Below are 26,628 nucleotides of genomic sequence, written 5' to 3' on the forward strand. Positions count from 1 at the left end.
GACATAGTGTTCATCGCTGCTTTAAAAGTTCTTGGTAATACTCAGTATATAACGGAGTATCATTTTGAAGAGGTACATATGGTGAATTTATGTATTTGTAATAATTTTCACGTTGTGGTGTCGGAAAATAAGAGAGTAGTTGTGATGAATGTAGAAGAGGTACATTTATTTGCTTGGGTAAATATCCTCTAAAGCTACTCCAAGGATAATACTCAGGTTTTTCAACGATACCTGCCTTCACCGGATTTAAATGGATATATTTACTGACATCAAGTTCATACTCGGCTGTTTCAATTAATTGCGCACCATATCTGTCTTCAAAAACATGACCTGTAAAAGAATACTTTTTATTGAAGTACTTTGCATAAACGGTATGGATATTTTTTATAAGTTGACTAGTTGGAATTTGGATTGTTTCGATTTGAAGGTGAATATGTGTGGTCATTAAACAGTATGAATGAAGATAAAATGGGGATGTTTTCTTTGTCTCCTTGAGTAAAAGTAGATACTGCTTTCGATCAGCATCGTCAAAAAAAAGCGCAGACTTACGAATACCTCTACTAGTAATATGAAATTTTGCACCTGGAAACCAGATACGGTGTTTTCTGGTCATTAAAACACTCCTTAACTTTGTTGAATTTTTCTAACTTTATTACGATAGCGAATGGGGAAGCTAAAGAGAAAAAGAAGGACAGGCTATTAAAACTTTCTACATCCATTCCTTTAATCCTGCATAATACAAATAAGATTCAAAAAATATACTTCAATTTCTATTGATAAATAATATATAAGCAAAGTACACTTTTACTATATAGAAACAAAGGGAGAAGTGAGATGAAACAGCTATATGTAACAGTAGCACTCGTTTTTTTATTTGCCTTTTATCCGATAGTGGCGTTTGCTAATGAAGATAAACAAGTATCAGACCCTACAATACAGAGTGAATCGGCAATTCTGCTAGATGCAAATACGGGGTCTATCCTATATGAAAAAAATAGTAAAGAAACAATGTATCCAGCTAGTTTAACAAAGATGGCGACAGCGATATATGCGATTGAAAAAGGAAAACTCGATGATATTGTAACGGTAAGTGAGAATGCATGGGAAACCGGTGGTACAAGAGTCTATTTAGAGCCTGGGGAGCAAGTACCCTTAGAGAAATTGGTTCAAGGTCTACTAATAAACTCAGGAAATGATGCAGGTGTTGCAATAGCCGAACATCTACATGGTGATGTTGAATCATTTTCGAATGCTCTAAACGTATATCTAAAAGAGGAAATTGGTCTTCAGGATACAAACTTTGTTAACCCACACGGTTTATTTGATGAGAATCACTATACAACGGCACACGATTTAGCTGTACTTACTCAGTATGCACTGAGAAACAAAGAGTTCACTGAAATATTTGGTATGAAAGAATTACCTTGGGTTGGTACAGGTTGGGAAACGACTATATATAATCACCATCGATTACTATTAGGCGAAATTCCTTATGAAGGAATAATCGGAGGGAAAAATGGTTTTGTGCAGCAATCCAGATTCACATTGTCAACTGCTGCTGAGCAAGGTGAGTTAAAACTAGTAGCAATTGTGCTTATGGCTCACACGAGTGATATTTCTTATGATGACACAGTAGAGTTGTTGGATTATGGATTTGAAAATTTTGAGGTATCAGAGGTTTCAGGAGACCAATCATTTTCAACCAGTAAAGGTAGGGAGTCATATCAGTTAAAAGCTCCTCTTTCTTATACACATAAAAAGGATGAAGTAGTCAACATAGAATTGGATGAACTAGGTGTACTAAAAGTACAAGGTGATGATGGCAGAATACTGGCGTCAAAGCAACTTGAGCAGAACATGCCTAGAGAAGTAGTAAGTACGCGTGCAGAACTAAAAGATACAGAGGTTAGAAAGTCTGGTATCTCCTATACTTACATTTTCTTAGCCCTATCCTTTATATTCGTTGGTATTGCAATTTACCTTCGAAATAGAGTAAACACGTACCCGGAATAAATACTAACAAAAGCACTTGATTCACTCATAGGTGAATCAAGTGCTTTTTAGCAGGTGTAAACAGCCAGACTACTGAAAAACATGTGGCTTAAATTTCACCTGAGAAATGTGTTCAAAACCTATAGTGTCCGCCTGAGAAAGACAAGTGTATTTCTTGGGTGCCTGACACCACCCGTGGACAGTTGTCTTTCTTGGGTGCCTGACACCACTCGTGGACAGTTGTCTTTCTTGGGTGCCTGACACCACCCGTGGACAGTTGTCTTTCTGAGGTGCCTGACACCACCCGTGGACAGTTGTCTTTCTGAGGTGCCTGACACCATCAAATGACACTATCTGAGTACACCATATTGCCCCGATTAAGCCTTGTTTGTAAAAACGATGTGTTTTTGGCCGAGGTAGTTGGTGATGGTGTAGAGTATGGTACCGAATAGGATGGCGAGGTAGTTGGTGTTTTCCGCTTGCACACCAATAGCCAGTACCATCCCGCTAACTATCCATTTGCTTACAGAATAAGAGAATACATAACAAGATAGTATAACCACCACAAAGAGCGGAATGCTTTTCCATAAAGCTACTTTGCTAGCAAAGGTAAAGCGTTTATTTAATAAATAACTGACAGCGGCGCCTATTGAATTTCCTATAAATGTAGCAACCCAATAAGAAGTCCCTAATAGATGTAAAAGTAAAAACATGCACGAGAGGCCAACCAGAGTATTTAACAATCCCACCAGTAAAAAACGGATAAAAGAATGAGGTGGTTTTAGGGAATCAGTGATAATCAACAGATAGATTCCCTTCTTCACCAAGATCTCGCCCATGTACAGACTCTTCTTCTATACCATCACCACCGTCTACTTCAGGTATGGCTAAATTAAACGTATCAATATCAACTACATATCTTGGCCGTCGCTTTGTCTCTTTGTATACTTTTCCGATATACTCTCCGATAAATCCTAATGCAATTAATTGTAATCCACCAATTAACCAAATAGAGGTAATGAGAGAAGTCCAACCAGTCTGGGTTTGTCCACTAAATTTCAGAAAAAAGAAATAGCCTCCAAATACTAAGCTAACAAAAAATGAAATAAATCCCATTAGTGAAATGAACCGAATCGGGGTTACACTGAACGAGGTTATACCATCCAAAGCAAAGGAAAGCATCTTACGTAACGGGTACTTTGTTTCACCTGCTAATCGTTCCTTCCTATCATAATAAACAGAGGATGACTTAAACCCTACTAGTGGGACGACACCTCGTAAAAAAAGATTACTCTCATTAAATTGCTCAAGTGCATATACTGCACGTCGACTCATTAGCCTGAAATCTGCATGATTATAGACAAGATTCACTCCCATCCATTTCATCAACTTATAAAAACCTTGTGCAGTATGTTTCTTAAAAAGGGTGTCTGTATTGCGTTCCTTCCGAACACCATAGACTACGTCATACCCATCCAAATAGCGATTCACAAACTCTCGAATAACTGAAACATCATCCTGTAAATCTGCATCGATTGAAACAAGACAATCAGAGTAGCGTTTTGCAGCATGTAAACCGGCTAGAAGAGCATTTTGATGGCCGACATTTCTTGCTAGCTTAAGCCCTTTAATACGCACATTTTCAAGCCCTGTTTTATAAATAATCGACCAAGTCTGATCCTTGCTGCCATCATCTACAAATAATAGTTTGCTTTTGTCTGATATAAGCCCCTCTTTAACTAACTCTCCTACCAAATAATCAAGCTGTTTTATTGTTTCAGGTAATACTTCTTCTTCGTTGTAACAGGGAATAACAATTGAAAGTACAGGTGCAACCATGAAGACCCTCCCTTTTGAGACTTTACGAAATCGAAACCCTATATAAATAAATTCTCCATGCTGACTCAGGTGAATCAAACGTTTTCTCCAGTTCTAAATTGTTGTCTGCAGCATTTTTTATTGGTATCGCTGAAAAAATAAATCGCCCACCCATATCGTAAAAGGCTTGCATATTCAGTTCCATTTTTTCGATTTCTTTTTTCGAACTCTTTTTGAACATATAGTGTTTACCAATTTCATCTAAAAAGAGGTAGCAACGCCCACCCCATTCATCAAAGTACTCACGAAGTTTCGTGTTCTTATCCAGTTCCTTTTCAATAATCTCACGAAACTGATATTTATAAGTCAATGGGTAAAAATTGTTATAGGTATCAAGTGTGTAAAATCCATTAAACTGAGCAATCGCTGGGTGAAGTCCAATACTTCCCACTCGATAGGATTCAAGAGGTTCGCCAATATAGTTTTTAATCTCCTCAAACTGTTGTTCAGCATAAAATTCCCTAAAAGAAGGCTTCTTTCGATACACTATTTCTTCATTAAAGCTCCCTAGAACGACCAACTGTGCTAATAAAAAAAATACTGTTGCACGTTTCCAACCTGAGCGGAACTCCCATAAAATTTTTAAAGAAAGTGCAAATAAAACATAGATTATCATTGGGCGCAGAAAATGATATCTGGCAAAATTGAACGTATCGAGAAAGTGAAACTTTTTAGTTAATGGCACCCAACCTTTATAAAACCAAAACGCATACCATATCGATAAAACGGCGTTACATATATGTAAATATAAAAATGCTTTTTCTTCCCTCCAGGTATTCTTTAATATCACAACATATAAAGCTAAAAGAGTAACAGGTAGAATAACTAACCCATGAACTGACATTACATGAGTGTGACCGAGTACATAGTTTTTTAAGGATAACCTTAGTGCTCTAATAAAAGTTAACCGAGCATGAAAATATTCATCACGACTATTAGGCTCATCAACAAAAAAGAACGAGTAGACAAGTCTGTACTCAGCAATCATAAAGATTAAAGAAAAGTAAATAATCGCCCATAAAAATCGCGGGTTCCACCCCTTCCCTCGTACAACATCTGTCAACCAAAATAGCCCCATTCCACTAATGAAAAAGAAGAACCCTAGTACAATGCTTGAATAAAGAGGCAGCAGTGTTAGTGTTAGCCAGTTCACCCATGACTTTTCTCCCGCACGGATATTTAGTAGAGCCCATAATGCAAGGGGCATGCCGAGGGTACTTAGCATACCTGATGGCCAGAAGGGAGTCAGTGCAAATGCAAGGGACACGCCAATCGTAAGGAATTGCCACTCTGACTGCTTTAGAAAATGTTTTCGTAACAATAAATACATACCAAGAAAGGCAAATAGTCTTGTAATTAACTGACTTAACCCATATGCAATCATTGTAGGAAAGAATGTATGAAGCCAAACGATTCCACTAAACTCCGTTCCAAAAGCCCCTCTTTGTAGTTGTCCATTGATAATCTGAGGGATTGTTGCATCTAGTGGTCCCATTAACTGATTACTTTCTGCCAAAACTTTGTACCATGCAATATTTGAGTCCAAATTGTCATGAACTCGTATATGAGCATTTTCACCCAATATAAAGTAAGGTGATACAAAAAGAAAAATAAGTAATATTGCAACAATGATAAGAAGATACTTATGCTTGTGTAGAGTTCTTTGATGAAACAATGTACTTCCTCCAGTTACAAAAAACTAGCAAATTTGGAATTCCAACCTTATTTTTACCAATGCTCTAAAGAATATGAATGAAAAAAGGTGGAAGAAGTCCCACCCTTAGTTACTCGCGTTTATTTTTATTTGTTGCTTGCTCAAGTGCACCAACCATATCAATTAGTCCTTCACCAAAATATATATCTCTCCCAACATTTCCGAGATCTAGACTTGTTGTTTTGATGATATTCATTATATCTTTGTTGGAAAGATCCGGATTTACGGAACGAATTAACGCGGCTAATGCAGCAACATGTGGTGCTGCCATTGATGTTCCAGAAAGGGCAGCATATTGTTCATCAATATACGTGCTTGGAATCGTAACACCAGGAGCTGAAACATCAATGTAATCCCCATAATTTGAAAAATCTGCCCGATCTCCATTTAAGTCAACGGCTGCTACACTAAGAACTTCAGGGTATGCTGCGGGGTAACTTGGTTGTCTTGAATTATCGTTTCCTGAAGCAGCAACCATTACCACATCATGCTGATATGCATACGATACCGCTCGTTTAAGTAGCTTTGAGCCTTCATAATTCCCAAGACTTAGATTAATCACGTCAGCACCATTGTCTGTTGCCCAAATAATACCTCTTGCTATATCAAAGGTTGAACCATACCCATCAGACCCCATCACCTTGACTGGCATGATTGGATTAAACCATGTAATACCAGCAATTCCTTCATAATTATTCGTTTGCGAGGCAATAATCCCAGCTACATGTGTTCCATGCCCATTGTCATCATCAGGTATATTATTGTCTTTCAACACGTTATAGCCTTTTACAATTCTGTTTGATAAATCAGGGTGGTCAAGGTCTACCCCTGTATCGATTATGGCAATCTCAACATCTTCTGCTCCTTGGGTCAAATCCCAGCCATTTTCAGTATCAATCATGCGGAGATTCCATTGGTAGTCATTATAGAGAAGGTCGTTAGGAGCATGTTGATTTTGCATCAAAAGATAATTTGGCTCGGCAAATTCTACATTTTCCATATGATCAAAGTATTTAATTAAATCTGTGGTTTTTAATGTATCTGATTGGAAAATGTACGAAGAATCGAGTGACTTTAAAAGTTTCCCTCTTATGTCCTTCTCAATCTTTTTAATTTCATGCTCTTGTAACTTACTTTTAAAATCAACAATAACCTGGTGATGGTGATAATGACTTTTCTCCTCTCCGTTATGGTTAATTATGTCAATTTCACTATCAACATCTAACTGTTTTTGAACCTTGTTGTATAGTTGTATCGAGTCCACATTCATTATATGTGGAGAACTGTCCGGTTGATCTTTACCAATGCCTAAAGGTCCAGGATTAACCGAAGAAGTTCCAGGGGCTTGTTTCTCTCCTTTATCGATTAAGGAAAAAGAAACAAATATTGAAAGACCAATTGCAATTACTAATGCCGCAAAAGCTATAAACTTTCTATTTCGCATATATTTCACCTCGATATTTACTCTATTTCTTACTAGTATCTAGCCATTAGGATTGTTTCATGCCAATATTGTTGAACTTTGGTGTACCAATAATTTCTCCATAAGCTAATTTTTCTTTAAACGTAGATAGTGCCCTATATCCCATGTGAATTTAGTATAGTGCTTGTTCCAAAATCAGAAATTAAATGCATAAATACCATGATTTTCAAGAATAACTAACAAAAGGGATATTCATGTAGATAACTTCCTGTTTTAGAAAAGATAGTGGCTATTAGAAGCGGAATAAAAGCAAAATTGTTTAATCCGAAGTTAAACTCTTAATGTAAAAAAGGGGATTCATATGCCTAATTGGTTCAAAAATGAGAATAAAAAACCAAAGCTAACAGAAGAGGTATATCAGACCTTTCGAAAATCTGAGGATTTTGTTTGCCAATTAAATAATCAAGCTATACGACCTTTTTGGCTTTGCTATCAAAAAAATATAGTTGATACCAAGGTAATTCATCAGAATATTCTTCCTTACTTGCTATACGCAAAAATACCAACAATTAAGGAACTTAAGTCAATAATACCCATAGAGAACCTTGTTATAACAAATAATAAAGATGATATTGAAAATAAGCTTTTACAAGGGTCAATAATGGTACAGTTTCATAAATATGATGGTTATTGTGCATTAATAGATGCTCCAAAGTTCGATAAAAGGTCAATACCGATACCAGAAGTTGAATTTAGTGTAGTGGGACCAAAAGAAGCATTTATTGAATCAATAGATGTAAATTTAAATCTCATTCGAAAACGGCTGCCAGTACCTGAACTTAGAGTGAAGATGCTCACTATTGGTAAAGTAACTAAAACAAAAGTAGCTGTCCTATATATAAGTGACATTGTTGACAAGGTAAATGTCCAAACTGTCCTTCAGCGATTAAATGATATTGAATTTGACCAAGTTAGTGATAGTTCGTTTATTGAACAGATAATTGATGACAATCGAAATTCACCCTTTCCTCAAATGCTCCAAACGGAACGCCCTGACAGAGTTGCATCTGTACTTGTCGAAGGAAAGGTAGTTATATTATCAGACGGTTCGCCTCAGGCACTTATTACACCGACAACTCTTGTTGAGTTTTTCTCATCGTTTGAAGATTATTTCATGAATTGGTATATTTCTTCCTTTATTCGTCTATTGCGAGTGGGGTCAGTTGTTTTTTCAATTTTAATAACCCCAATATATGTAGCAGTTCTCTCCTTTCATCATGAATTAATTCCGAGAGATTTGCTGGCAACACTTATCACTTCAAGAAGGGAAGTACCACTTCCCCCTATATTAGAGGCGCTTTTCTTAGAATTGACAATAGAGTTACTAAGGGAAGCCGGAGCAAGACTACCAACCAAAGTCGGTCAGACAATTGGTATCGTGGGCGGTATTGTAATTGGAACTGCTTCGGTTGAGGCAGGACTTACCAGTAATGTTTTGCTTATTATTGTTGCACTTTCTGCACTAGCTTCGTTTACAACACCGGTATATGCAATGGGTAATACGATTCGATTAGTGAGATTTCCCTTCCTACTATTTGCTGAAATTTGGGGGTTACTTGGTATCGTATTGTGTTTCTGTTTTTTACTAACTCATCTTATACAGTTAACGTCATTGGGCAGACCATTCCTTGAACCCGTTTACCCACCACGTTTACGGGATTTAAAGGATGCGTTTATTAGATTGCCATTTTCAGAACTATCAAAGCGACCGGTATTTCTGAGAACACAGGATACTAGCCGTTTCAATAAGAAGGACGCAAAAGCAAAGAAAGATATTGATGAGTAGCCAGAAAATAAGGAGTTGCAGCTATGGATAGGATTAAGGAACAATTTTTAGTATCCCCTTTTCTGGTGTTTTTCCTAATCCACTCTATGCAAATCGGAATAGGGATGTTAGGATTTCAACGAATCATTGCAAAATCTGCAGGTTTTGACAGTTGGATCTCTATTATCATAGTGGGTATATGCGTCCATATAATCATTTGGATGATTTATCGGATTTTAGACAACTCGAAAGGGGATATTGTACATGTCCATAAAGAGATCTTTGGAAAGTGGATTGGCGGCTTTATAAGTCTGTTATTTATTCTTTATTTAATGGCCATGTCTGTAACTGTATTACGTTCGTACATTGAGGTAGTGGAAGTATGGATGTTTGCTGACTTTAACAAATGGGTTTTTGGATTTTTTACACTTGTGCTTGTATATTACATCATTAGTGGTGGATTTCGTACTGTAACTGGTATCAGCTTTTTTAGTGTGGTACTCCCGTTTTATATTCTTTTAGTCATGATTTTTCCTCTTGGCTATGCTCATGTGAGAAATTTGTTACCGATTATGTCTCATAGCTTCATGGATATAGCAAAGGCAACAAAAGACATGAGTTTAAGCATAATAGGTTTTGAGGTCATTCTTTTCTACTATCCTTTTATAAAAGATGCAAAAAAGTCACAGAAGTGGGCTCATTTAGGTGCTTTAGCAACAACTATTCTATATTTAGGAGTAGCTCTAACAGCATTTATGTTTTATAGTGAAGCACAATTGGATAAACAAATTTGGGCTACTTTATCCATGTTTAAAATTGTAATATTACCCTTCGTCGAACGTTTTGAATATATCGGAATTACTTCATGGTTTCTTGTAGTCCTACCTAATATTTGTTTAACATTATGGGCATCAAGTAGAGGTATCAAGCGAATGTTCGCAGTAAAACAGAAACATTCATTGATAGTTATTATGGCTATCGTACTTGTGGCAGTAGGGATGTTTAAAACAAGATTTCAAATAAATATGCTCAATGATTATATGGCAACCTTTGGATTTTATTTTGTATTTTGTTATATTCCAATACTTTTTGTACTAAACTTTATCATTCGAAAACTGAGGGGCAAAAAATGAAAAAGTATATATATGGAATTAGTACAGTTATTGTAGTAGCAATAACATTAATATATGGCAGGGTTGAAAAAGAAATTATTGATGATATAAATGTAGTAACAGCCGTTGGATTTGATGATGCAAAAGGGGAAAAAATCAAAGGTACTGCTGTTATTCCAGTATTTAATGCGGATAAGAGTATTGATAATGCTACGTTTACTGATGAATCAGTATTAGCAAAGGAAATTATTAATGTTTTACAAAAGAAGTCTGCAGACCCACTTGCAACAGGTGGAATTAGAGTAGTTTTATACCAAGATAAGCTTGCTAGAAAAGGGATATTAAAGTTTGTAGATGCGCTTCAACGGGATGCAAGCGTAGGCTCAAATATGTATCTTGCAATAGTGGAAGGAGAGACACAAGAAGTCCTAAATACAACGCTTGGAAACAGAGGAACAGGTGAATATTTAGCAACTATAATGGAACATAATACGGAACGTCGTGATGTTCCAAGATCAGACTTACATACATTTCTTTTTAGACATCACGCAACAGGAATGGATCCGTATCTTCCATTAATGAAATTACTAAAAGATAAAATGGAAATTACCGGTTTAGGGATGTTTCAAGATGGAAGGCTTGTTTACCAAATTGATGAACCAGATATGTTTTTTTTTAAGGCAATGGTTGAAAATTATGGAGCAGGCTCCTATACGCTCAATTTAAAAGCAACAGGTGAATATGCATCAGTGAAACGAATTCTGACGAAAAGAGATGTTCGAGTTGAGAAAGTTGGAGCGACGCCAGAGGTAAATATATATATTCAGTTTGAAGGAATTTTAAGTGAGTTTACTGGAAGAAGAACGAACCCTGCTATAATTGATGAAATTATCAAAGAGTTAGAGAAAGAGATTGTTACAAAATCGGAGAAAATGTTGAAGGACTTTCAGGATAGAGGGATTGACCCAGTTGGAATTGGTTACATGGCTAGAAATTCAAATCGTGACTTTGATAATGTAAAATGGGAAGGGGACTATCCTAAAATTGATATGAAAGTACATGCGAAAGTTGTGTTAACGGAGACTGGTATAATTGAATAAGACAGGACCTTTGAACCATGAGTAACTATGGATGGTAATTTATACGTAGTAAATAGTAAAATTACCTAAGGGAAATAAGTAGTATAAGAAAAGTCTAATAGAGGTGGCATTTTTGAAGTATTTTATTATTACTGGAACATCAAGGGGATTAGGAGAATCCATTGTTAAGCAGTTATTGGACAAAAATAACACGTTATTTTGTATTTCAAGGAAGCAAAATAATGAACTGAAAGATATAGCGAGTCAAAGAGGAATTAATTTATATTATTTTTCGTGTGACCTTCAAAAAAATGAAGAGATAGAAAAAGTAATGGAACGAATCTTTTCTTCAATTGATTTTTCAAATGCAGAGGGAATATTTCTGATTAACAATGCTGGTGTAATTGAGCCGATTAAACCAATTGGAAAAGCGAACACAAGAGAATTAACAGAAAGTGTTCATGTGAATTTATTAGCACCTATGATTATAAGTACGTATTTTATTCGACATACATCAGAGTTTGCAACCAAAAAAGTGATTGTAAACATTTCGTCTGGCGCAGCAAACAAACCAAGACACGGCTGGGCTGCTTACTCAAGTTCAAAGGCTGGGATAGATATGTTTACAAAAACAGTTGGACTTGAACAGGAAGCAGCTGAACATCCAGTGGAAATCATATCATTTTCACCTGGTGTTATGGATACTGATATGCAAGGTGTAATAAGAACAGCTAAAAAAGAGGATTTTACAGATGTAGAGCGCTTTATTGAATTCAATGAAAAAGGCACGCTCAGATCACCTGACTTCATCAGTAGCGTCATCCTCGACCTGATCTTTAACCAACAAATTATAAATGGACAGGTATACGATATCAAATCTTTCATTTAAAATCGGCCTCCTTAACTAGTACAATAACTAGAAAAGGAGGTTGTTTTGTATGATAAATTATTTCGTTAATCTAAAAACGTCCACGTGTGAAAGACAAATGTCTTTCTGTGGTGCCTGGCACCACCAGGTTGGACGAGTTGGTTAGAGATGATTATAATAGAGTGGAATGTGCAAGTGAGGAGAGGTTTAGATGAAGAATGTGAAGGTTGGGGTTGTAGGTTTAGGTGCTATAGGGGAGAGATTGATTCAGGGATTTATGGCAAATGAACAGACAACTGTTGTTGCAGTTGTTGATACTGATCGTAATCGAGCAAGTTCCATGGCTGAGAAGCTAGGTGGAATCAATTGGTATGAGAGTCATATGGACATGTTAAACAGTGAGACACTTGATCTTGTGTATGTCGCTGTCCCACCCAAGTATCATCATAAAATTACTGTAGATGTAATTGAAAAGGGCATCCATGTATTGTGTGAAAAGCCACTAGCAAATTCTGTTGTAGAAGCAAAGGACATGCTAGTCAAGGCAGAGGAAGCAGGAATTATTCATGCGATGAACTTCCCATTAAATTATAGTGCTTCAGCTAATCAGTTCGATAAATTAGTAAAAGAAGGATACATAGGAAAAGTTCGTAGAGTAGAGCTTACGATGAATTTCCCACAATGGCCTCGTTTCTGGCAGAAGAATGAATGGGTTGCAGGTCGTGAGCAAGGTGGCTTCGTGTTAGAGGTAGGCGTTCACTTTATACAGTTAACACAACGTATTTTTGGTGCAATTACGCATCACTTTACTCAACTTGAATTACCAACAGACTCTAGTAAGTGTGAAACGGGTGTGTTTGCTTCACTAGAATTAGCAGATGGAACTCCATTAATTATTAACGGAATTAGTCAGATTGCTGGCGAGGAAAAAATAGCGTATACAGCGTATGGAACGGAAGGCACTCTCTCCTTATTGAACTGGTCTATGCTAGAGGGCGGGAAACTCGGAGAAGAGATTAAACCAATTGAAAATGAGGTTGATGAAACTTCTACTCTTATTACGAACCTGGTTAACGCACTTTCTGGTAAAGATCATAAACTTTATGATTTCAAAGCTGGTTATGATGCACAAGTTATACTTGAAAAATTGAGAAATAACGAATAAGCTCGTGAACTAACAAACGGCAATCCAGAAAGGATTGCCGTTTTCAATATCTTACTTAGCAAGTAACTCTTCAATATCATCAAGCATTAGATTTGCAGCCAGCACTCCACCAGCAGTATTCCAAATAGGATCACTTACTTGGTGTACATTACCTGCCTTAACTGCTTCAAGTCTCTGCCAAAGCTCATGCTCTGTCCATTCAGTTTCAACTGCAGTCGCTTCGCCATTACCAGTTTCATAAGTGAAGTAGAAAATAACGTCTCCATCCATTAGAGGTATCTTCTCCTGGTCAACTTCTCTTGCGAATTGATCATCAGGATTTTCAGCGAATAATTCTACCTGTTGTGCAGGGCGCTTTAACCCAAGTTGGTCAAATATTACACCAGAAAATGAGTCCGTATAATAGATACGTGTTCTACCCTCCATAAAGCGAACGACAGATACCTCAGTAGCGGTATCAATTTTTCCTTTCAAGGTGTCGATACGTTCATCAAACTCTGCAAGAATCTTTTTTCCTTCTTCTTCTTTATTAATTGCCTTTGAATACAGAGTAAAGTTTTTCTTCCAGTCCCCGCGTAAATCTTCCGCAAAGACAGTAGGAGCAATTGCCTTTAACTGCTCATAAATATTTTCTTGACGCATTTTGTTACCGATAATTAAATCTGGCTCAAGGGCAGCGATAGCTTCTATATTAACATTGCTTTCTTCACCGACAACCTCAACACCATCCATTTGTTCTTCAATATGTTCATACCAAGGATCACCTATCCATGAACGAACTGCCCCAACAGGCTTTACCCCCATTGCTAAAAGGGCTTCAGTTCCTTCGTTGGTTAAGATAACAATTTTTTCAGGAGTTTTCTCAATTGGTGTAGAACCCATCGCATGTTCAATCGTATATGTATTGCCATCAGTGGTTTCTTCTACAACATCATCTTTGTCCTTATCTGTATTATCGGCAGCTCCACAAGCTGCTAGAACAAGAGAGAAGACTACTACTAATAACATTGTAAAAAGAGTTTTCTTTTTGATCATTTTGTACCTCCTATGTATTGATAATGATTTTCATTTACAATTAGATGATAAAGTGCACAAAGATTTCTGTCAATAATCAATTTCACATTGGAGTCTTTGCTCCCGAGATTTTTTTGAGATTGTACGTTAACAAACAGCCATCCGCTAGAGGCTTTAACTTTATTCGATTGGATTTTGCCCACCGAAGAATTAATTATTCTTTTTCATCACACTATTACTATTTATGGAATTTCTGAATAAAGTTAAATTGATAATGATTTTCATAGTCATTGACAGTAATTCTCCTATCAAATAGACTAGAATTAAAGGATTGATATGTAACGCTTTTTCCTTTGTAGTTAACAGATTTACCGCAAAAGCAGTTCACATTTATCTAATTCGAGTTTTCTTAATAAATTGTGGAAAGCTAACAATGTTACGTAATCAAAGATTCTATTACTAAGATAAACATGTTTTACTCTTGTCATACATGTAATTATAAAGGTATTCATCGTTTCAGGTGCAACCGTCCGTATGATTTTCAATCTGTTTAGGTAAGAGATTTCGGATGCTAGCACCTCGATTGGTAAGGTAAGGTTTTCTTATGGCTTTAACCCTTAGAAGAATCTACAGGCTTTGCGTGTGCAAAACCTCCACTTATCAAAGTTTCACTATTAAGGGGACTTATAAAATAATGGTTTTCAAAACAAATCAATCTAGATTATTAGGTTTAATACTAGGATTAGTAGTGTTAATTATTTGTATGTGTGCAAGTATCGTATATGGTTATACAGATACGTCCTGGAGAGAAGCTTACTATACTTTTACCGCTTATAATGGTTCAAACGAACATATTATTATACAATCAATTCGTCTTCCAAGAGCTTTGATTGCAGCAGCTGTAGGTGCCAGTTTAGGAATAGCAGGAACATTAATGCAAGCATTAACAAAAAATCCTCTGGCATCACCGGGTATCTTTGGTGTTAATGCAGGTGCAGGATTTTTTATAGTAGTCGCTGTATCAGTGTTTTCTGTTTCTTCCTTACAAGCCTTTACATGGATTGCATTTTTAGGTGCAGCAGTTGCAGCATTCACCGTTTATTTTATTGGCTCCTTAGGTCGTGAGGGTTTAACACCAATGAAGCTTACATTAGCAGGTTCTGCTATGGCTGCCATGTTTTCTTCCTTCACACAAGGTTTGCTCGTAATTGATGAAATGGCTTTGGATCAAGTGCTATTTTGGCTAGCTGGTTCCATTCAAGGCAGGAAGCTAGATGTACTGCAAAGCGTCATTCCCTACCTGGGAATAGCCTGGGTGTTTTCACTGCTGTTAGCAAATAAAATAAACATTTTAACAATGGGTGAAGATGTAGCTAAGGGATTAGGACAACGCACTGGCACTGTTAAACTACTAACAGCAATAGTCATTATTCTTTTAGCGGGAGGTTCGGTTGCGATTGCTGGGCCGATAGGTTTTATTGGGATTGTTATTCCTCATATCACTCGTTCCCTTGTCGGGAATGACCATCGTTGGATAATTCCATATAGCGGGATACTAGGTGGAGTTTTACTTTTATTAGCTGACATCTCTGCTAGATATGTGGTAATGCCTGAGGAAGTACCAGTAGGTGTTATGACAGCACTAATTGGAACACCTTTCTTCATATATGTAGCAAGAAGGGGGTTTCGTAAATCATGAGTAAATATAAAACATTCAGATTAGGAAAAAAAGGTAGTATTTCTTATCTAATTGATAAAAGAGCCTTACTAACATTTACTACCCTTTTGCTATTAGTAATTGGCTTATTTTTAATAAGTACAGGGATGGGAGATATGAAAATTGGTCCACTCTCTGTTATTAAATCACTTTTTGGGTATGGAACAAAAATGGAACAACTGGTTGTTACCCAATTTCGTTTGCCAAGGATATTAATTGCTTTTTTAGTGGGAATGGCATTAGCAGCTGCCGGTAGTATTTTACAAGGAATTATCCGAAATCCACTGGCCTCCCCTGATATTATTGGGTTGACAGGAGGGGCATCGGTTGCAGTTGTTGCGTTCCTTACAATATTTAGTAATTCAAGTAATGCCTTAACGGTTAGTATAAAATGGCTTCCTGTTGCAGCATTTATAGGGGCAACTGTTGTTGCAATTGTAGTATATGTGCTGTCTTGGAAAAACGGAGTTTCACCTATACGCCTTGTGTTAATAGGGATTGGGGTGTCTGCCCTCGCACAAGCCCTAACAACAACCTTCATGGTCATGGGACCTATTTATCAAGCGAGCCAGGCAAATATTTGGATAACAGGATCTGTAAACGGGTCTACTTGGGGAAATGTTCAAATCTTAAGTCCAGTGGTTATAGTACTTCTACTACTAGCTTTTATCCTGGCGCGTAACTTAAATGTTCAGGAACTAGGGGAAGAACTGGCAACAGGTGTTGGTAGTGCAGTGCAAAGGCAACGATTTTTACTGCTACTAGCGAGTACTGCTCTAACGGGTAGTGCAGTTGCATTCGCCGGTGGAATTGGATTTGTTGGATTAATGGCTCCTCATATGGCGAGACGATTAGTTGGTTCAGCGTTTGGGGCATTACTACCTACAGCTGCTCTAATTGGTGGGTTGTTGGTTATGGTTGCCGATTTAATTGGTAGAACACTATTTTCACCAATAGAGGTCCCGGCAGGTGTATTTACGGCTGCAATTGGTGCACCGTATTTTATCTATTTATTATACAAAAGTAGAAATAGCTAATAAATGTACAGCAAGGGTGCAAGTAAGTACCATTTACAACTAGAAAATGCATCTAGATGGTACATATAACTTTGTAAGGGGGCATTACAATGAATGCGTTAGAGACAGATGCACTCACACTTTCATATGGTGAGTCCATTATCATAGATAATCTCAAACTAGAGATACCTAAAGGTGAAATTACCGTATTAATAGGTGGTAATGGTTGTGGAAAATCAACACTGCTCCGTTCATTAGCGAGATTATTAAAGCCTAAATCAGGAGCTGTACTATTAGAAGGAAATGCGATTGCGAAGTTACCAACTAAGGAGGTCGCCCGCAAGCTGGCAATTCTCCCACAAGGACCAACAGCCCCTGAAGGATTGACAGTACTTCAACTAGTTAAGCAAGGTCGTTATCCATACCAGAACTGGCTCAAACAATGGACGGAAGAAGATGAAAAGGCAGTAAATCACGCATTAGAAGCAACAGGTATGACTGAGTTTGCAGAACGAGCGGTTGATTCATTGTCTGGGGGACAACGTCAGCGTGCATGGATTGCCATGACACTTGCGCAAGAAACCGATATTATCTTACTTGATGAGCCTACAACCTATCTTGATATGACACATCAAATCGAAATTTTAGATCTTCTTTTTGAGCTAAACGAAACAGAACAGCGAACAATTATTATGGTGTTGCATGATTTGAATCTAGCATGTCGATATGCTCACCATATTGTTGCCATAAAAGACAAACAAATCTATGCTCAAGGTAAACCAGAATATGTTGTTAATTGTAGTCTTGTAAAAGATGTTTTCGATATGAATTGTGAGGTTACGATTGATCCTCTTTTTGGAACACCATTATGTATTCCACATGGCAAAGGCCGTTGTATCTTGCAAAAAAAGGTAGGGATATAAAGATGTTAGTACCCCTCCAGATAAATGAGATAGAGCAATTGAAAGAATTTAGATATATAGATAGACAATTTGAGTCTGATCTCTCGATACCCGTTAGCGATTTATTAGATGAAGTTAATTTAAGCAGGTATGTTACGAATATTCAAAAGAAGATAGCTGCTCCTGATAAGCGAGTAGCTGCTTCCATGTTTATGAAAAGGTACGGTTTTTTTGCTGTCCTTAACCTATATGCCATGACAATCTTAAATAAACGGTTGGATTCCAGTCTAGCAAATGTATCATTAGAAACGAATGAAAATGAACAGGAAATTTGGTACTGGAATCCCAAGTTTTATCTTCAAACATTAGATACTATACCGGCACCACAAACTTCTCGTAAAAAATGGCGAGATGAGACGATAAGGGCTATTTTTCACGAGCATATTCATGAGGTACTCATAAAATTTGCTGAGCAATCAAAACTATCAAAGAAGGTTTTATGGGAAAATATTGCAATTTATATCTTTTGGTTATATGAATCTTTACTATCTAATCCAAAATTTGAGGAGAAAAAAGCACGTATTCAGGATGATTATGAGTATATTGTGAGTAAAGCAGATGGGGAATTATTTGGTCCTCTGAATTTTAACCCTTTAACTCGCTTCTATGGACAAAAAGTATATCGACCGGAATATGATCAAGAAATACGAATGCGTAAAACCTGCTGTCTTTACTATAAAACCAGTAATTCAGGTGACCGTTGCAAAACATGTCCCCTTGGCTGTGTGAAATAAGTTAGGAGAATGAGAGTGGATAAACAAATAGTTGAACAATTAGATGGATTACTAGAAAAGTATACTGAATTATTGTTAGGAGAAAGCACCCCTGAGCTAAAAGAAAAAGTGAAAGCCTGGTCAATCTATATGCATATTTCGAAATCAATGCCGCCACTAGCAAAGCACTGGAACGATACATATCCCGATGCAAAAGAAAATATTAAAGAGATTATTGCGGAAATCAAAAAACTAAATGAAGAGCATCGTGCGAAAAATAAGTAGAGATGAGACACCATTGGTGTTTCATCTCTTTTTTTATATGGTGTAAATAAACTTACTTATATGCGTTACTTCAACTACTGCTCTTTTGCCTATAGTCTCGACAATAGCGGAGTTTTCTAATTATGTAGCTAGTCTATTGTAGGTTATGGTTTGGAAACTGTGTTGTTGTGTAGTTATAAAACTGCTGAAGCTTTTGCTGTACCTTTTTCGTATCTTCTTCTTCAAGCTTATACCAGCCATTTTTAAACATTAAATTATATAATTCTCTTTGACAGTCCTGAGTTTCATTAAAAATTGCCCGAATATCTTGATATAACCCATCATGACTCATCTCGTTCAGAGCAGTACTGTAAGCCGCAGTCATATATTTTTCAGTAGCCAACATATCGTTTACGAAATCACGATCATTCATTTCAGGAGTTTTAGGTACAGTTGTTTTGGGATTCTTTACTTGGTTTTGGTTCTGTTGTTGGTTCATTTACAATGCTCCTTTCTATTGCATTTGTTGTCCTTGTTGATTTTGGTTTTGACTAGGGGGTTGAGGCGCTTGCCCTGTATGTTTTTGCATGTGTTGTAGAATTTGGTTATAGTGACGTTCATGCATCTGGCATGCTTTCTCGAGTGCCTGAGAAATTTCGTCTATATGACATTGACCAGCATAAAAATGTGCTTTCTTAAGCGCCATTAAATTCCAAGACATCATATCTGTCAAATATAATAAATCTTTTGATGTAATAACCGCGGGTGTCTCAGACATTTGAGGACCCTTAGGTGTGTACATCGGTTGCTGTTGTGATTGTTGCTGCTGCATATTAATCCTCCTATCACATTATGAGTTGGCTACTGCATGAAGAGCTAAGTAGCCTATTTCTGTACAGGTATTATCCTTCCATAAAACAATTTTAGTATGCAAATAAATCAATATATTAAGGTGCGTTTTTTCTTTTTGACAGGCAATGAGTGCCCAACTAAAGTGAAAAAGATGGGTCGAGGTAACTCATATAGGCAATGAGTGCCCAACTAAGGTTAAAAGGATGGTCTAAGGTCATCCAACGAGAATAATATGCTTGATTAAGTGGATAGGTCCACAACCCAACAATATAATTGGCCCTCAATTAAATTGAAGGCCATTCCTTATGAACAACTATTAAATAGCCTTATCCTTCTCCACCAGTGTTTTCTGATCCATATTGCTGGTTAGTCGATGTTGTTTTGCCACTTCTTGCTCTTGTATCAGGACCAGCATTCCCCTTTACACTGGCAGCACTAACGCCTCTTTTTGAAGGGTTTTTATCCACCTTTGCCATTATAATCACCTCCGTTTTACTACGATAAACGGGCAATAACGCCCAATACAGCAAACTACACATATAGAGTCACCTGAAAAAAAGCTTTCCATTCGAACTGTAAAGAAAAAGGAAAATTGTTCTTCTAATATATTGCGAAAATTTAAATATTGCTTTATATTTAGATATAAGGAACAACTCATTCTTATTGGAAATTTTTTTTGGCATGAAAATGAATGAGTATTCATTCAAAAGGTCAAAGGGGGAACTGTGAATGATCCAAAGCATTAAAAAAGCGGCTGTCCTTGGTTCAGGGGTAATGGGATCAGGTATTGCTGCACACTTAGCAAACATTGGAATACCTACTTTACTGTTAGATATTGTTCCGCGTGAACTAACAGAAGACGAAAAAAAGAAAGGGTTTACATTAGAGGATAAGCAAGTTCGTAATCGTCTAAGTAACACTGCCCTTCAAAAATTATTAAAACAAAAGCCGGCTCCACTAACATCAAAAGAAAATATTTCACTTATTACCGCAGGGAATTTTGAAGATGATATGTCAAAGCTTTCTGATGTTGATTGGATTATTGAAGTAGTAGTTGAAAATCTTGAAATTAAGAAAAAAGTATTCAGCCAAATTGATGAAGTAAGAAAGCCAGGAAGCATTGTAAGTTCGAATACATCTGGTATTTCAGTAGAAGCAATGGCAGAAGGACGTTCTGAGGATTTCCAAAAGCATTTCTTAGGTACTCACTTCTTTAATCCACCTCGTTATCTAAAACTATTAGAAGTGATACCAACGAAACACACAAGCCCAGAAGTGCTCTCATTTATTAAAGTATTTGGTGAAGATGTACTGGGTAAGGGCGTCGTTGAGGCAAAAGATACTCCAAACTTCATTGCGAATCGCATTGGAACATATGGATTACTTGTAACTGTACGTGAAATGCTTAAAGGAGGATACAGCGTTGGTGAGGTTGACTCTGTAACAGGTCCAATGATTGGTCGTCCAAAGAGCGCAACTTTCCGTACATTAGATGTTGTTGGTCTTGATACTTTTATCCATGTAGCTAATAACGTATTTGAACAAGTTGAAGGCGAAGAAAAAGAAGTATTTAATGTTCCAACATTCATGAGAACAATGCAAGAAAAAGGCTGGTTAGGCAGCAAATCTGGTCAAGGTTTCTTCCTTAAAAAAGGAAAAGAAATCCTGGAATTAAACCCAGAAACGCTAGAATACCAAGAACGTAAAAAACTTAAAACTGCTACAACTGAAAGCTTAAAACAGGTTAAAGGATTACCAAATAAACTTAAAACGCTTTTATATGCAAATGATCGAGCAGGACAGCTGTTATGGAATATTACAAGCCCAGCTCTTATATACTCAGCAGATTTACTAGGCGAAATTGCAGATGACATTGTGGCTATTGATGAAGCGATGAAATGGGGCTTCGGATGGCAATTAGGTCCTTTCGAAACTTGGGATGCGATTGGTCTTGAAAACTCTGTGAAGAAGATGGAAGCAGAGGGAGCTGTTGTACCTAATTGGATTAAAGAGATGCTTGCGAACGGACATACTTCTTTCTATAAGAAAGAAAACGCTTCTGTCTCTTACTACCATAACGGTGAATACAAACCACTATCTGTGAATCCTAAAAATATTCATATTAAGAGTTTAAAAGAAACAAATGGTGTAATTAAGAAAAACAGTGGTGCAAGTTTAATAGATTTAGGTGACGATGTCGCACTATTAGAATTCACTTCACCAAACAATGCAATTGGTTTTGATATTATCCAAATGATTAACTACTCCATAGAAGAAGTATCTCGCAACTACAAAGGTTTAGTTATAGGGAACCAAGCAAAGAACTTCTGTGTTGGTGCAAACCTTGCAATGATTTTAATGGAAGCACAGGATGACAACTTCTATGATATCGATTTAGTAGTTCGCCAATTCCAACAGGCAATGATGAATGTTAAGTACAGTGAAAAACCTGTTGTTGCAGCACCATTCGGTATGACACTTGGAGGAGGAGCAGAAATCTGTTTACCTGCTGCAAGGGTGCAGGCTTCTAGCGAAACATACATGGGTCTAGTAGAAGTTGGTGTTGGTGTAATTCCTGGTGGTGGAGGTAATAAAGAACTTTATATCAATCATCTCCAAGGATTACCAAACGGTGTTGAGGTAAATCTTCAAAATGTAGCAAATAAGGTATTTGAAACAATTGCAATGGCGAAGGTTTCTACTTCAGCTGAAGAAGCACGTACAAATAACTTCTTATCAAAAGATGACGGTGTAAGTTTCAATGGTGATCACCTAATTTATGATGCAAAGCAATCAGTTCTTGCTTTATCTGCACAAGGCTATAAAGCTCCAGCCCGTAAAAAGGTACCTGTTGTTGGGGAAACAGGTTATGCAACTTTATTATTAGGAGCACAAGCAATGAAGTACTCAGGTTATATTTCTGAGCATGATTTAAAGATTGCTAAGAAGCTTGCATGGGTTATTGCTGGTGGAAATGTACCTTATGGAACTGAAGTTGACGAACAATACTTACTTGATTTAGAGCGTGAAGCATTCCTAAGCCTTGTTGGAGAACCAAAAACACAGCAAAGAATGCAGCACATGCTAGTAAAAGGAAAACCATTACGTAACTAACTAGAAAAGTGTAGGCGAGCGTTTAGCGACGTACGGACTGGACTGAACCTGTAGGAGATAAAGGAAACACGACGAATGAAATGAGTCGATGTTGACTTATCGTACGGAGGGTGAGGGAAGTCTCGCTAGGCGCTGCGAGCCGGTACTAGACAACTAGGACGTTAAACTTAATAGATGAGGAGATTGAAACAGCGTCTCCTCGAAAATTGAAATGGGGGGAATTTTGTGAGAGAAGCAGTCATAGTAGCGGGTGCAAGAACCCCGGTTGGAAAAGCCAAAAAAGGTACCCTGGCAAATGTGCGTCCTGATGATTTAGGAGCACTAGTTGTTAAGGAAACATTAAAGCGTGCAGGTAACTATGAAGGTAATATCGATGATCTAATAATTGGGTGTGCAATGCCAGAAGCTGAGCAAGGATTAAATATGGCACGTAATATAGGCGCACTTGCTGGCCTTCCACATACAGTACCAGCAATCACTATCAACCGTTATTGCTCGTCTGGTCTACAATCTATCGCTTACGCAGCTGAAAAGATTATGCTTGGTCATTCTGATACAGCTATTGCAGGTGGAGCAGAATCAATGAGTATGGTTCCAATGATGGGTCATGTTGTACGACCAAACGTTACGCTTGCAGAAACTGCACCTGAATATTACATGGGAATGGGTCATACTGCAGAGCAAGTAGCTGTAAAATACGGTGTTAGTCGTGAGGAGCAAGATGCTTTTGCGGTAAGAAGTCATCAACGTGCTGCTGCTGCAATAAAAGCTGGTAGATTCGTAGATGAAATCGTTCCAGTTGACGTGACACTGCGTTCTGTTGGGGCTAATAATAAATTGGTTGAGAAAAAGGTGCAATTTTCACAAGACGAAGGTGTCCGTGAAGGAACAAGTTCTGAAGTACTAGCAAAGCTTAGACCAGCATTTTCTGTAACTGGTTCTGTAACAGCAGGTAACTCGTCACAAACAAGTGATGGGGCAGCAGCAGTAATGGTAATGGATCGTGAAAAAGCTGTTAGCTTAGGGTTAACTCCTTTTGTTAAATTCAGATCTTTTGCAGTTGCGGGAGTACCACCAGAAGTAATGGGAATTGGCCCAGTTGCGGCAATCCCTAAAGCTCTTAAACTAGCTGGACTAGAGCTATCAGATATTGGCTTATTCGAACTTAACGAAGCATTTGCGTCTCAATCTATTCAAGTTATTCGTGAATTAGGACTTGATGAAGAAAAGGTTAACGTAAATGGTGGAGCAATTGCACTAGGACATCCACTGGGATGCTCTGGAGCAAAATTAACACTAACATTAATGCACGAGATGAAACGCCGCGAAGTTCAATTTGGTGTTGTAACAATGTGTATCGGTGGCGGCATGGGTGCTGCTGGAGTATTTGAATTATTAGCTTAATCTTTAACATTAACTAAACATGGCTAATCCATTTGGATTGGCCTTTGTGTAAATATACTTTTAGGGAGGAAACAAAATGTCAAATGCAACTGAAAAGGTAGTATTAGGTGGAGGCTTCTTAATCGAAGATATTGAAGCGGATCGTATTTTTACACCAGAGGATTACACAGATGAGCATAAAATGATTGCAAAAACAACAGAGGATTTCATTGAAAATGAAGTTTTACCTCAAATTGAGCATATTGAAAACCATGAATTTGACCGCACAGTTAAGCTTTTAAAAGAAGCCGGTGAACTAGGCTTATTAGGTGCTGATGTTCCTGAAGAGTACGGCGGTTTAGGTTTAGATAAAGTAAGTTCAGCATTAATTACTGAAAAAATGGCAAAAGCCGGTGGTTTCTCACTTTCACATGGTGCGCACGTTGGTATTGGTTCATTACCTATCGTATTATTCGGAAATGAAGAGCAAAAGCAAAAATATTTACCAGGCCTTGCTTCTGGTGAATTATTAGCTGCTTATGCATTAACTGAGCCAGGTTCAGGATCTGATGCACTTGGTGCAAAGACAACTGCTAAACTTAATGCAGAAGGAACTCACTATGTATTAAATGGTGAAAAACAGTGGATTACAAATGCCGGTTTTGCTGATGTATTTGTAGTATACGCAAAAATTGATGGTGAACATTTCTCAGCATTTATCGTTGAGCGCAGTTATCCAGGTGTTTCTACTGGTGCAGAAGAGAAGAAAATGGGTATTAAAGGCTCTTCAACTCGTACTTTAATTTTAGAAGATGCAGTTGTACCTAAAGAAAACCTACTTGGTGAAGTTGGTAGAGGGCATGTAATTGCATTTAACATCTTAAATATCGGTCGTTATAAGCTTGGAGTAGGTGTTGTTGGTGGTTCTAAGAGCGCATTTGAATTAGCTGTAAAATATGCAAACCAACGTCAACAATTTAAACAACCTATTTCTAAATTCTCACTTATTCAAGAAAAACTAGCTAACATGGCTACTAAAATTTATGCTGCTGAATCAAGTGTGTATCGTACTGTAGGATATTTTGAAGACCGTATGGGTCAATTATCTGAAGAAGAAGTAAATAACGGTAAAGAAGTAGCTAAATTAATTGCTGAATATGCAATTGAATGTTCTATCAACAAATTCTTCAATACTGAAGTGCTAGATTATGTTGTAGATGAAGGTGTACAAATTCACGGTGGATATGGCTTCATGCAAGAATATGATATCGAAAGAGCATACCGTGATTCACGTATTAACCGTATTTTTGAAGGAACAAACGAAATTAACCGTTTATTAGTGCCTGGAACATTCCTTCGTAAAGCATTAAAAGGTGAGCTTCCTTTACTTCAAAAAGCAGCACAACTTCAAGAAGAATTAATGATGCTTATGCCGGAAGAAGTTGGCGATGGCGTACTTGAGCAAGAGAAATATCTAGTTCGTAATGCTAAGAAGGTTGGATTAATGATTGCTGGTTTAGCAGCACAAAAATTCGGCCCTAAATTAGAAAAAGAACAAGAAATACTTGCGAATATCGCTGACATTGCAGCAAATATCTATGCTATGGAATCTGCAGTTCTACGTGCAGAAAAGGCGATCAACAAATCTGGTGAAGAAAAGAACAAACAAAAAGTTCTTTACACACAAGTATTTGTTCAAGAAGCATTCAATGAAATCGAAGCACATGCAAAAGAAACACTTGTTGCAGTTGAGGAAGGAGATACTTTACGTATGATGACTTCAGCACTACGTAAATTAACTCGCCACACTCCAATAAATGTAATTGCTAAGAAACGTGAAATCGCTGCAACACTTATAGATGCAGAAAAGTATACTGTTTAATTAGCAAAATACAGGAAAAGCTCCTACTGTAAGGGGCTTTTTCTTTTGACATAGGTTCACAAACTACTCGTTTATTTTTTAAAAAAATCTAGCAGGAAACGAAAGAAAAAAGTCGAATTGTAACAAAGGATTCTAAAAGTTTTCTTTCAAATCGTGGTATGGTAGAATATCAGGTGAAGTAAGGGGAAATATCTATTTCTGTAGTTATCTGGAATAGCATGCTTTTTTAGTATAGGTGGTGATAATGATGGCATTGATGTTTTACTGGTATCCAAAGTGTGGAACATGTCGAAAAGCTAAGAAGTGGTTGGAAGAACATCAACTTACATTCGAAGATATACATATCGTTGAAAATCCACCATCTAAAGAACAGTTAGAAGAAATGTATAAGAGTAGTGGATTGGAATTAAAAAAGTTCTTTAACACCAGTGGCCAAAAATATCGCGAATTAGGTGTGAAAGACAAAATAAACAGTGCAACTGAAGATGAATTACTTTCGCTTCTGGCTTCTGATGGTATGTTAATTAAACGCCCACTTGTAACCGATGGTACGAAGGTTACGGTTGGTTTTAATGAAAAGCAATTCGAAGAGACCTGGACCAACTAATCCGGATGGAAGACTATCAGTCTTTTACATATCATTTTTTAAAACATG

24 protein-coding genes are annotated in these 26,628 nt (G+C 37.2%); 15 read left to right on the forward strand and 9 right to left on the reverse strand.

Going from position 1 to position 26,628, the window contains the following annotated elements; all coding sequences use genetic code 11:
* Positions 1-10: 10 nt before the first annotated feature.
* A complete protein-coding gene (locus AB3M96_RS12965; RefSeq protein WP_412968044.1) occupies positions 11-613 on the reverse strand; it encodes a transposase in 603 nt (200 codons plus the stop codon).
* Between the two features lie 221 nt (positions 614-834).
* On the opposite strand from AB3M96_RS12965, the gene AB3M96_RS12970 reads away from it, so the two are divergent.
* Positions 835-2,013 (forward strand): D-alanyl-D-alanine carboxypeptidase family protein, encoded by a 1,179-nt coding sequence (locus tag AB3M96_RS12970; protein ID WP_412968045.1) that lies wholly within the window; start codon positions 835-837, stop codon positions 2,011-2,013.
* A gap of 356 nt (positions 2,014-2,369) precedes the next feature.
* Here AB3M96_RS12970 and AB3M96_RS12975 read toward each other — a convergent pair whose 3' ends face one another.
* The 4 genes from AB3M96_RS12975 to AB3M96_RS12990 all read right to left on the reverse strand — a co-directional run bounded on the left by AB3M96_RS12975 (position 2,370) and on the right by AB3M96_RS12990 (position 7,028).
* Positions 2,370-2,816: a GtrA family protein gene (locus tag AB3M96_RS12975; protein ID WP_412968046.1), complete on the reverse strand. Its 447-nt coding sequence runs from the start codon at positions 2,814-2,816 to the stop codon at positions 2,370-2,372.
* Positions 2,782-3,831: a glycosyltransferase family 2 protein gene (locus AB3M96_RS12980; RefSeq protein ID WP_412968047.1), complete on the reverse strand. Its 1,050-nt coding sequence runs from the start codon at positions 3,829-3,831 to the stop codon at positions 2,782-2,784. The genes AB3M96_RS12975 and AB3M96_RS12980 overlap by 35 nt, the downstream gene beginning before the upstream one ends.
* 22 nt (positions 3,832-3,853) lie before the next feature.
* Positions 3,854-5,545 carry a DUF6044 family protein gene (locus AB3M96_RS12985; RefSeq protein ID WP_412968048.1) on the reverse strand — a complete coding sequence of 564 codons (1,692 nt, stop codon included), beginning with the start codon at positions 5,543-5,545 and terminating at the stop codon, positions 3,854-3,856.
* Between the two features lie 109 nt (positions 5,546-5,654).
* On the reverse strand, positions 5,655-7,028 hold the full coding sequence (locus tag AB3M96_RS12990; RefSeq protein WP_412968049.1) for a S8 family peptidase: 1,374 nt from the start codon (positions 7,026-7,028) through the stop codon (positions 5,655-5,657).
* Between the two features lie 340 nt (positions 7,029-7,368).
* On the opposite strand from AB3M96_RS12990, the gene AB3M96_RS12995 reads away from it, so the two are divergent.
* The 5 genes from AB3M96_RS12995 (at position 7,369) to AB3M96_RS13015 (ending at position 13,056) form a co-directional block, all read left to right on the forward strand.
* Positions 7,369-8,853, forward strand: a complete 1,485-nt coding sequence (locus AB3M96_RS12995) for a spore germination protein (protein WP_412968050.1) — start codon at positions 7,369-7,371, stop codon at positions 8,851-8,853.
* Between the two features lie 23 nt (positions 8,854-8,876).
* Complete coding sequence (locus AB3M96_RS13000; protein ID WP_412968051.1) at positions 8,877-9,965, forward strand: GerAB/ArcD/ProY family transporter; 1,089 nt, start codon at positions 8,877-8,879, stop codon at positions 9,963-9,965.
* A complete protein-coding gene (locus AB3M96_RS13005; RefSeq protein WP_412968052.1) occupies positions 9,962-11,044 on the forward strand; it encodes a Ger(x)C family spore germination protein in 1,083 nt (360 codons plus the stop codon). Before AB3M96_RS13000 ends, AB3M96_RS13005 begins: the two co-directional genes overlap by 4 nt.
* A 103-nt stretch (positions 11,045-11,147) precedes the next feature.
* On the forward strand, positions 11,148-11,912 hold the full coding sequence (locus tag AB3M96_RS13010; RefSeq protein WP_412968053.1) for a (S)-benzoin forming benzil reductase: 765 nt from the start codon (positions 11,148-11,150) through the stop codon (positions 11,910-11,912).
* Between the two features lie 190 nt (positions 11,913-12,102).
* Positions 12,103-13,056, forward strand: coding sequence for a Gfo/Idh/MocA family protein (locus AB3M96_RS13015; RefSeq protein ID WP_412968054.1), 954 nt, complete (start codon positions 12,103-12,105; stop codon positions 13,054-13,056).
* Between the two features lie 51 nt (positions 13,057-13,107).
* Here AB3M96_RS13015 and AB3M96_RS13020 read toward each other — a convergent pair whose 3' ends face one another.
* A complete protein-coding gene (locus AB3M96_RS13020; RefSeq protein ID WP_412968055.1) occupies positions 13,108-14,091 on the reverse strand; it encodes an ABC transporter substrate-binding protein in 984 nt (327 codons plus the stop codon).
* Between the two features lie 673 nt (positions 14,092-14,764).
* Here AB3M96_RS13020 and AB3M96_RS13025 point away from each other — a divergent pair.
* The 5 genes from AB3M96_RS13025 (at position 14,765) to AB3M96_RS13045 (ending at position 18,763) form a co-directional block, all read left to right on the forward strand.
* On the forward strand, positions 14,765-15,769 hold the full coding sequence (locus AB3M96_RS13025) for a FecCD family ABC transporter permease (protein ID WP_412968056.1): 1,005 nt from the start codon (positions 14,765-14,767) through the stop codon (positions 15,767-15,769).
* The gene (locus AB3M96_RS13030; protein WP_412968057.1) at positions 15,766-16,824 is read left to right on the forward strand and encodes a FecCD family ABC transporter permease; all 1,059 of its coding nucleotides are present in this window, start codon (positions 15,766-15,768) and stop codon (positions 16,822-16,824) included. The genes AB3M96_RS13025 and AB3M96_RS13030 overlap by 4 nt, the downstream gene beginning before the upstream one ends.
* Before the next feature lie 89 nt (positions 16,825-16,913).
* Positions 16,914-17,726, forward strand: a complete 813-nt coding sequence (locus AB3M96_RS13035) for an ABC transporter ATP-binding protein (RefSeq protein ID WP_412968058.1) — start codon at positions 16,914-16,916, stop codon at positions 17,724-17,726.
* 38 nt (positions 17,727-17,764) lie between these two features.
* A complete protein-coding gene (locus tag AB3M96_RS13040; RefSeq protein WP_412968059.1) occupies positions 17,765-18,499 on the forward strand; it encodes an IucA/IucC family C-terminal-domain containing protein in 735 nt (244 codons plus the stop codon).
* Between the two features lie 9 nt (positions 18,500-18,508).
* Entirely contained in the window at positions 18,509-18,763 is a 255-nt protein-coding gene (locus AB3M96_RS13045; RefSeq protein ID WP_412968060.1) for a YusU family protein, read from the forward strand.
* Positions 18,764-18,896: 133 nt separating this feature from the next.
* Here AB3M96_RS13045 and AB3M96_RS13050 read toward each other — a convergent pair whose 3' ends face one another.
* The 3 genes from AB3M96_RS13050 to AB3M96_RS13060 form a co-directional block, all read right to left on the reverse strand.
* A complete protein-coding gene (locus AB3M96_RS13050) occupies positions 18,897-19,241 on the reverse strand; it encodes a spore coat protein (protein WP_412968061.1) in 345 nt (114 codons plus the stop codon).
* 15 nt (positions 19,242-19,256) lie between these two features.
* Positions 19,257-19,574, reverse strand: a complete 318-nt coding sequence (locus AB3M96_RS13055) for a hypothetical protein (RefSeq protein WP_412968062.1) — start codon at positions 19,572-19,574, stop codon at positions 19,257-19,259.
* 346 nt (positions 19,575-19,920) lie between these two features.
* Positions 19,921-20,070, reverse strand: a complete 150-nt coding sequence (locus AB3M96_RS13060) for a YuzL family protein (protein WP_412968063.1) — start codon at positions 20,068-20,070, stop codon at positions 19,921-19,923.
* 253 nt (positions 20,071-20,323) lie between these two features.
* Between AB3M96_RS13060 and AB3M96_RS13065 the strand changes: the two genes are divergently transcribed.
* The 4 genes from AB3M96_RS13065 (at position 20,324) to AB3M96_RS13080 (ending at position 26,580) form a co-directional block, all read left to right on the forward strand.
* Positions 20,324-22,708, forward strand: coding sequence for a 3-hydroxyacyl-CoA dehydrogenase NAD-binding domain-containing protein (locus AB3M96_RS13065; protein WP_412968064.1), 2,385 nt, complete (start codon positions 20,324-20,326; stop codon positions 22,706-22,708).
* A gap of 225 nt (positions 22,709-22,933) precedes the next feature.
* A complete protein-coding gene (locus AB3M96_RS13070; protein ID WP_412968065.1) occupies positions 22,934-24,112 on the forward strand; it encodes an acetyl-CoA C-acetyltransferase in 1,179 nt (392 codons plus the stop codon).
* Between the two features lie 76 nt (positions 24,113-24,188).
* Entirely contained in the window at positions 24,189-25,973 is a 1,785-nt protein-coding gene (locus AB3M96_RS13075; protein ID WP_412968066.1) for an acyl-CoA dehydrogenase FadE, read from the forward strand.
* A 247-nt stretch (positions 25,974-26,220) separates the two neighbouring features.
* The gene (locus AB3M96_RS13080) at positions 26,221-26,580 is read left to right on the forward strand and encodes an arsenate reductase family protein (protein ID WP_412968067.1); all 360 of its coding nucleotides are present in this window, start codon (positions 26,221-26,223) and stop codon (positions 26,578-26,580) included.
* Positions 26,581-26,628: the final 48 nt, after the last annotated feature.

This window comes from Ferdinandcohnia jepli, assembly GCF_047246645.1.
GTDB lineage: Bacteria > Bacillota > Bacilli > Bacillales > Bacillaceae_L > Ferdinandcohnia.

Excerpts from the sequence above, each read along its gene's own strand:
- AB3M96_RS12965 (WP_412968044.1), bottom strand. The coding sequence starts at position 613 with ATGACCAGAAAACACCGTATCTGGTTTCCAGGTGCAAAATTTCATATT.
- AB3M96_RS12970 (WP_412968045.1), top strand. The coding sequence starts at position 835 with ATGAAACAGCTATATGTAACAGTAGCACTCGTTTTTTTATTTGCCTTT.
- AB3M96_RS12980 (WP_412968047.1), bottom strand. The coding sequence starts at position 3,831 with ATGGTTGCACCTGTACTTTCAATTGTTATTCCCTGTTACAACGAAGAA.
- AB3M96_RS12990 (WP_412968049.1), bottom strand. The coding sequence starts at position 7,028 with ATGCGAAATAGAAAGTTTATAGCTTTTGCGGCATTAGTAATTGCAATT.
- AB3M96_RS12995 (WP_412968050.1), top strand. The coding sequence starts at position 7,369 with ATGCCTAATTGGTTCAAAAATGAGAATAAAAAACCAAAGCTAACAGAA.
- AB3M96_RS13000 (WP_412968051.1), top strand. The coding sequence starts at position 8,877 with ATGGATAGGATTAAGGAACAATTTTTAGTATCCCCTTTTCTGGTGTTT.
- AB3M96_RS13005 (WP_412968052.1), top strand. The coding sequence starts at position 9,962 with ATGAAAAAGTATATATATGGAATTAGTACAGTTATTGTAGTAGCAATA.
- AB3M96_RS13015 (WP_412968054.1), top strand. The coding sequence starts at position 12,103 with ATGAAGAATGTGAAGGTTGGGGTTGTAGGTTTAGGTGCTATAGGGGAG.
- AB3M96_RS13020 (WP_412968055.1), bottom strand. The coding sequence starts at position 14,091 with ATGATCAAAAAGAAAACTCTTTTTACAATGTTATTAGTAGTAGTCTTC.
- AB3M96_RS13025 (WP_412968056.1), top strand. The coding sequence starts at position 14,765 with ATGGTTTTCAAAACAAATCAATCTAGATTATTAGGTTTAATACTAGGA.
- AB3M96_RS13030 (WP_412968057.1), top strand. The coding sequence starts at position 15,766 with ATGAGTAAATATAAAACATTCAGATTAGGAAAAAAAGGTAGTATTTCT.
- AB3M96_RS13035 (WP_412968058.1), top strand. The coding sequence starts at position 16,914 with ATGAATGCGTTAGAGACAGATGCACTCACACTTTCATATGGTGAGTCC.
- AB3M96_RS13045 (WP_412968060.1), top strand. The coding sequence starts at position 18,509 with ATGAGAGTGGATAAACAAATAGTTGAACAATTAGATGGATTACTAGAA.
- AB3M96_RS13050 (WP_412968061.1), bottom strand. The coding sequence starts at position 19,241 with ATGAACCAACAACAGAACCAAAACCAAGTAAAGAATCCCAAAACAACT.
- AB3M96_RS13055 (WP_412968062.1), bottom strand. The coding sequence starts at position 19,574 with ATGCAGCAGCAACAATCACAACAGCAACCGATGTACACACCTAAGGGT.
- AB3M96_RS13060 (WP_412968063.1), bottom strand. The coding sequence starts at position 20,070 with ATGGCAAAGGTGGATAAAAACCCTTCAAAAAGAGGCGTTAGTGCTGCC.
- AB3M96_RS13065 (WP_412968064.1), top strand. The coding sequence starts at position 20,324 with ATGATCCAAAGCATTAAAAAAGCGGCTGTCCTTGGTTCAGGGGTAATG.
- AB3M96_RS13075 (WP_412968066.1), top strand. The coding sequence starts at position 24,189 with ATGTCAAATGCAACTGAAAAGGTAGTATTAGGTGGAGGCTTCTTAATC.
- AB3M96_RS13080 (WP_412968067.1), top strand. The coding sequence starts at position 26,221 with ATGGCATTGATGTTTTACTGGTATCCAAAGTGTGGAACATGTCGAAAA.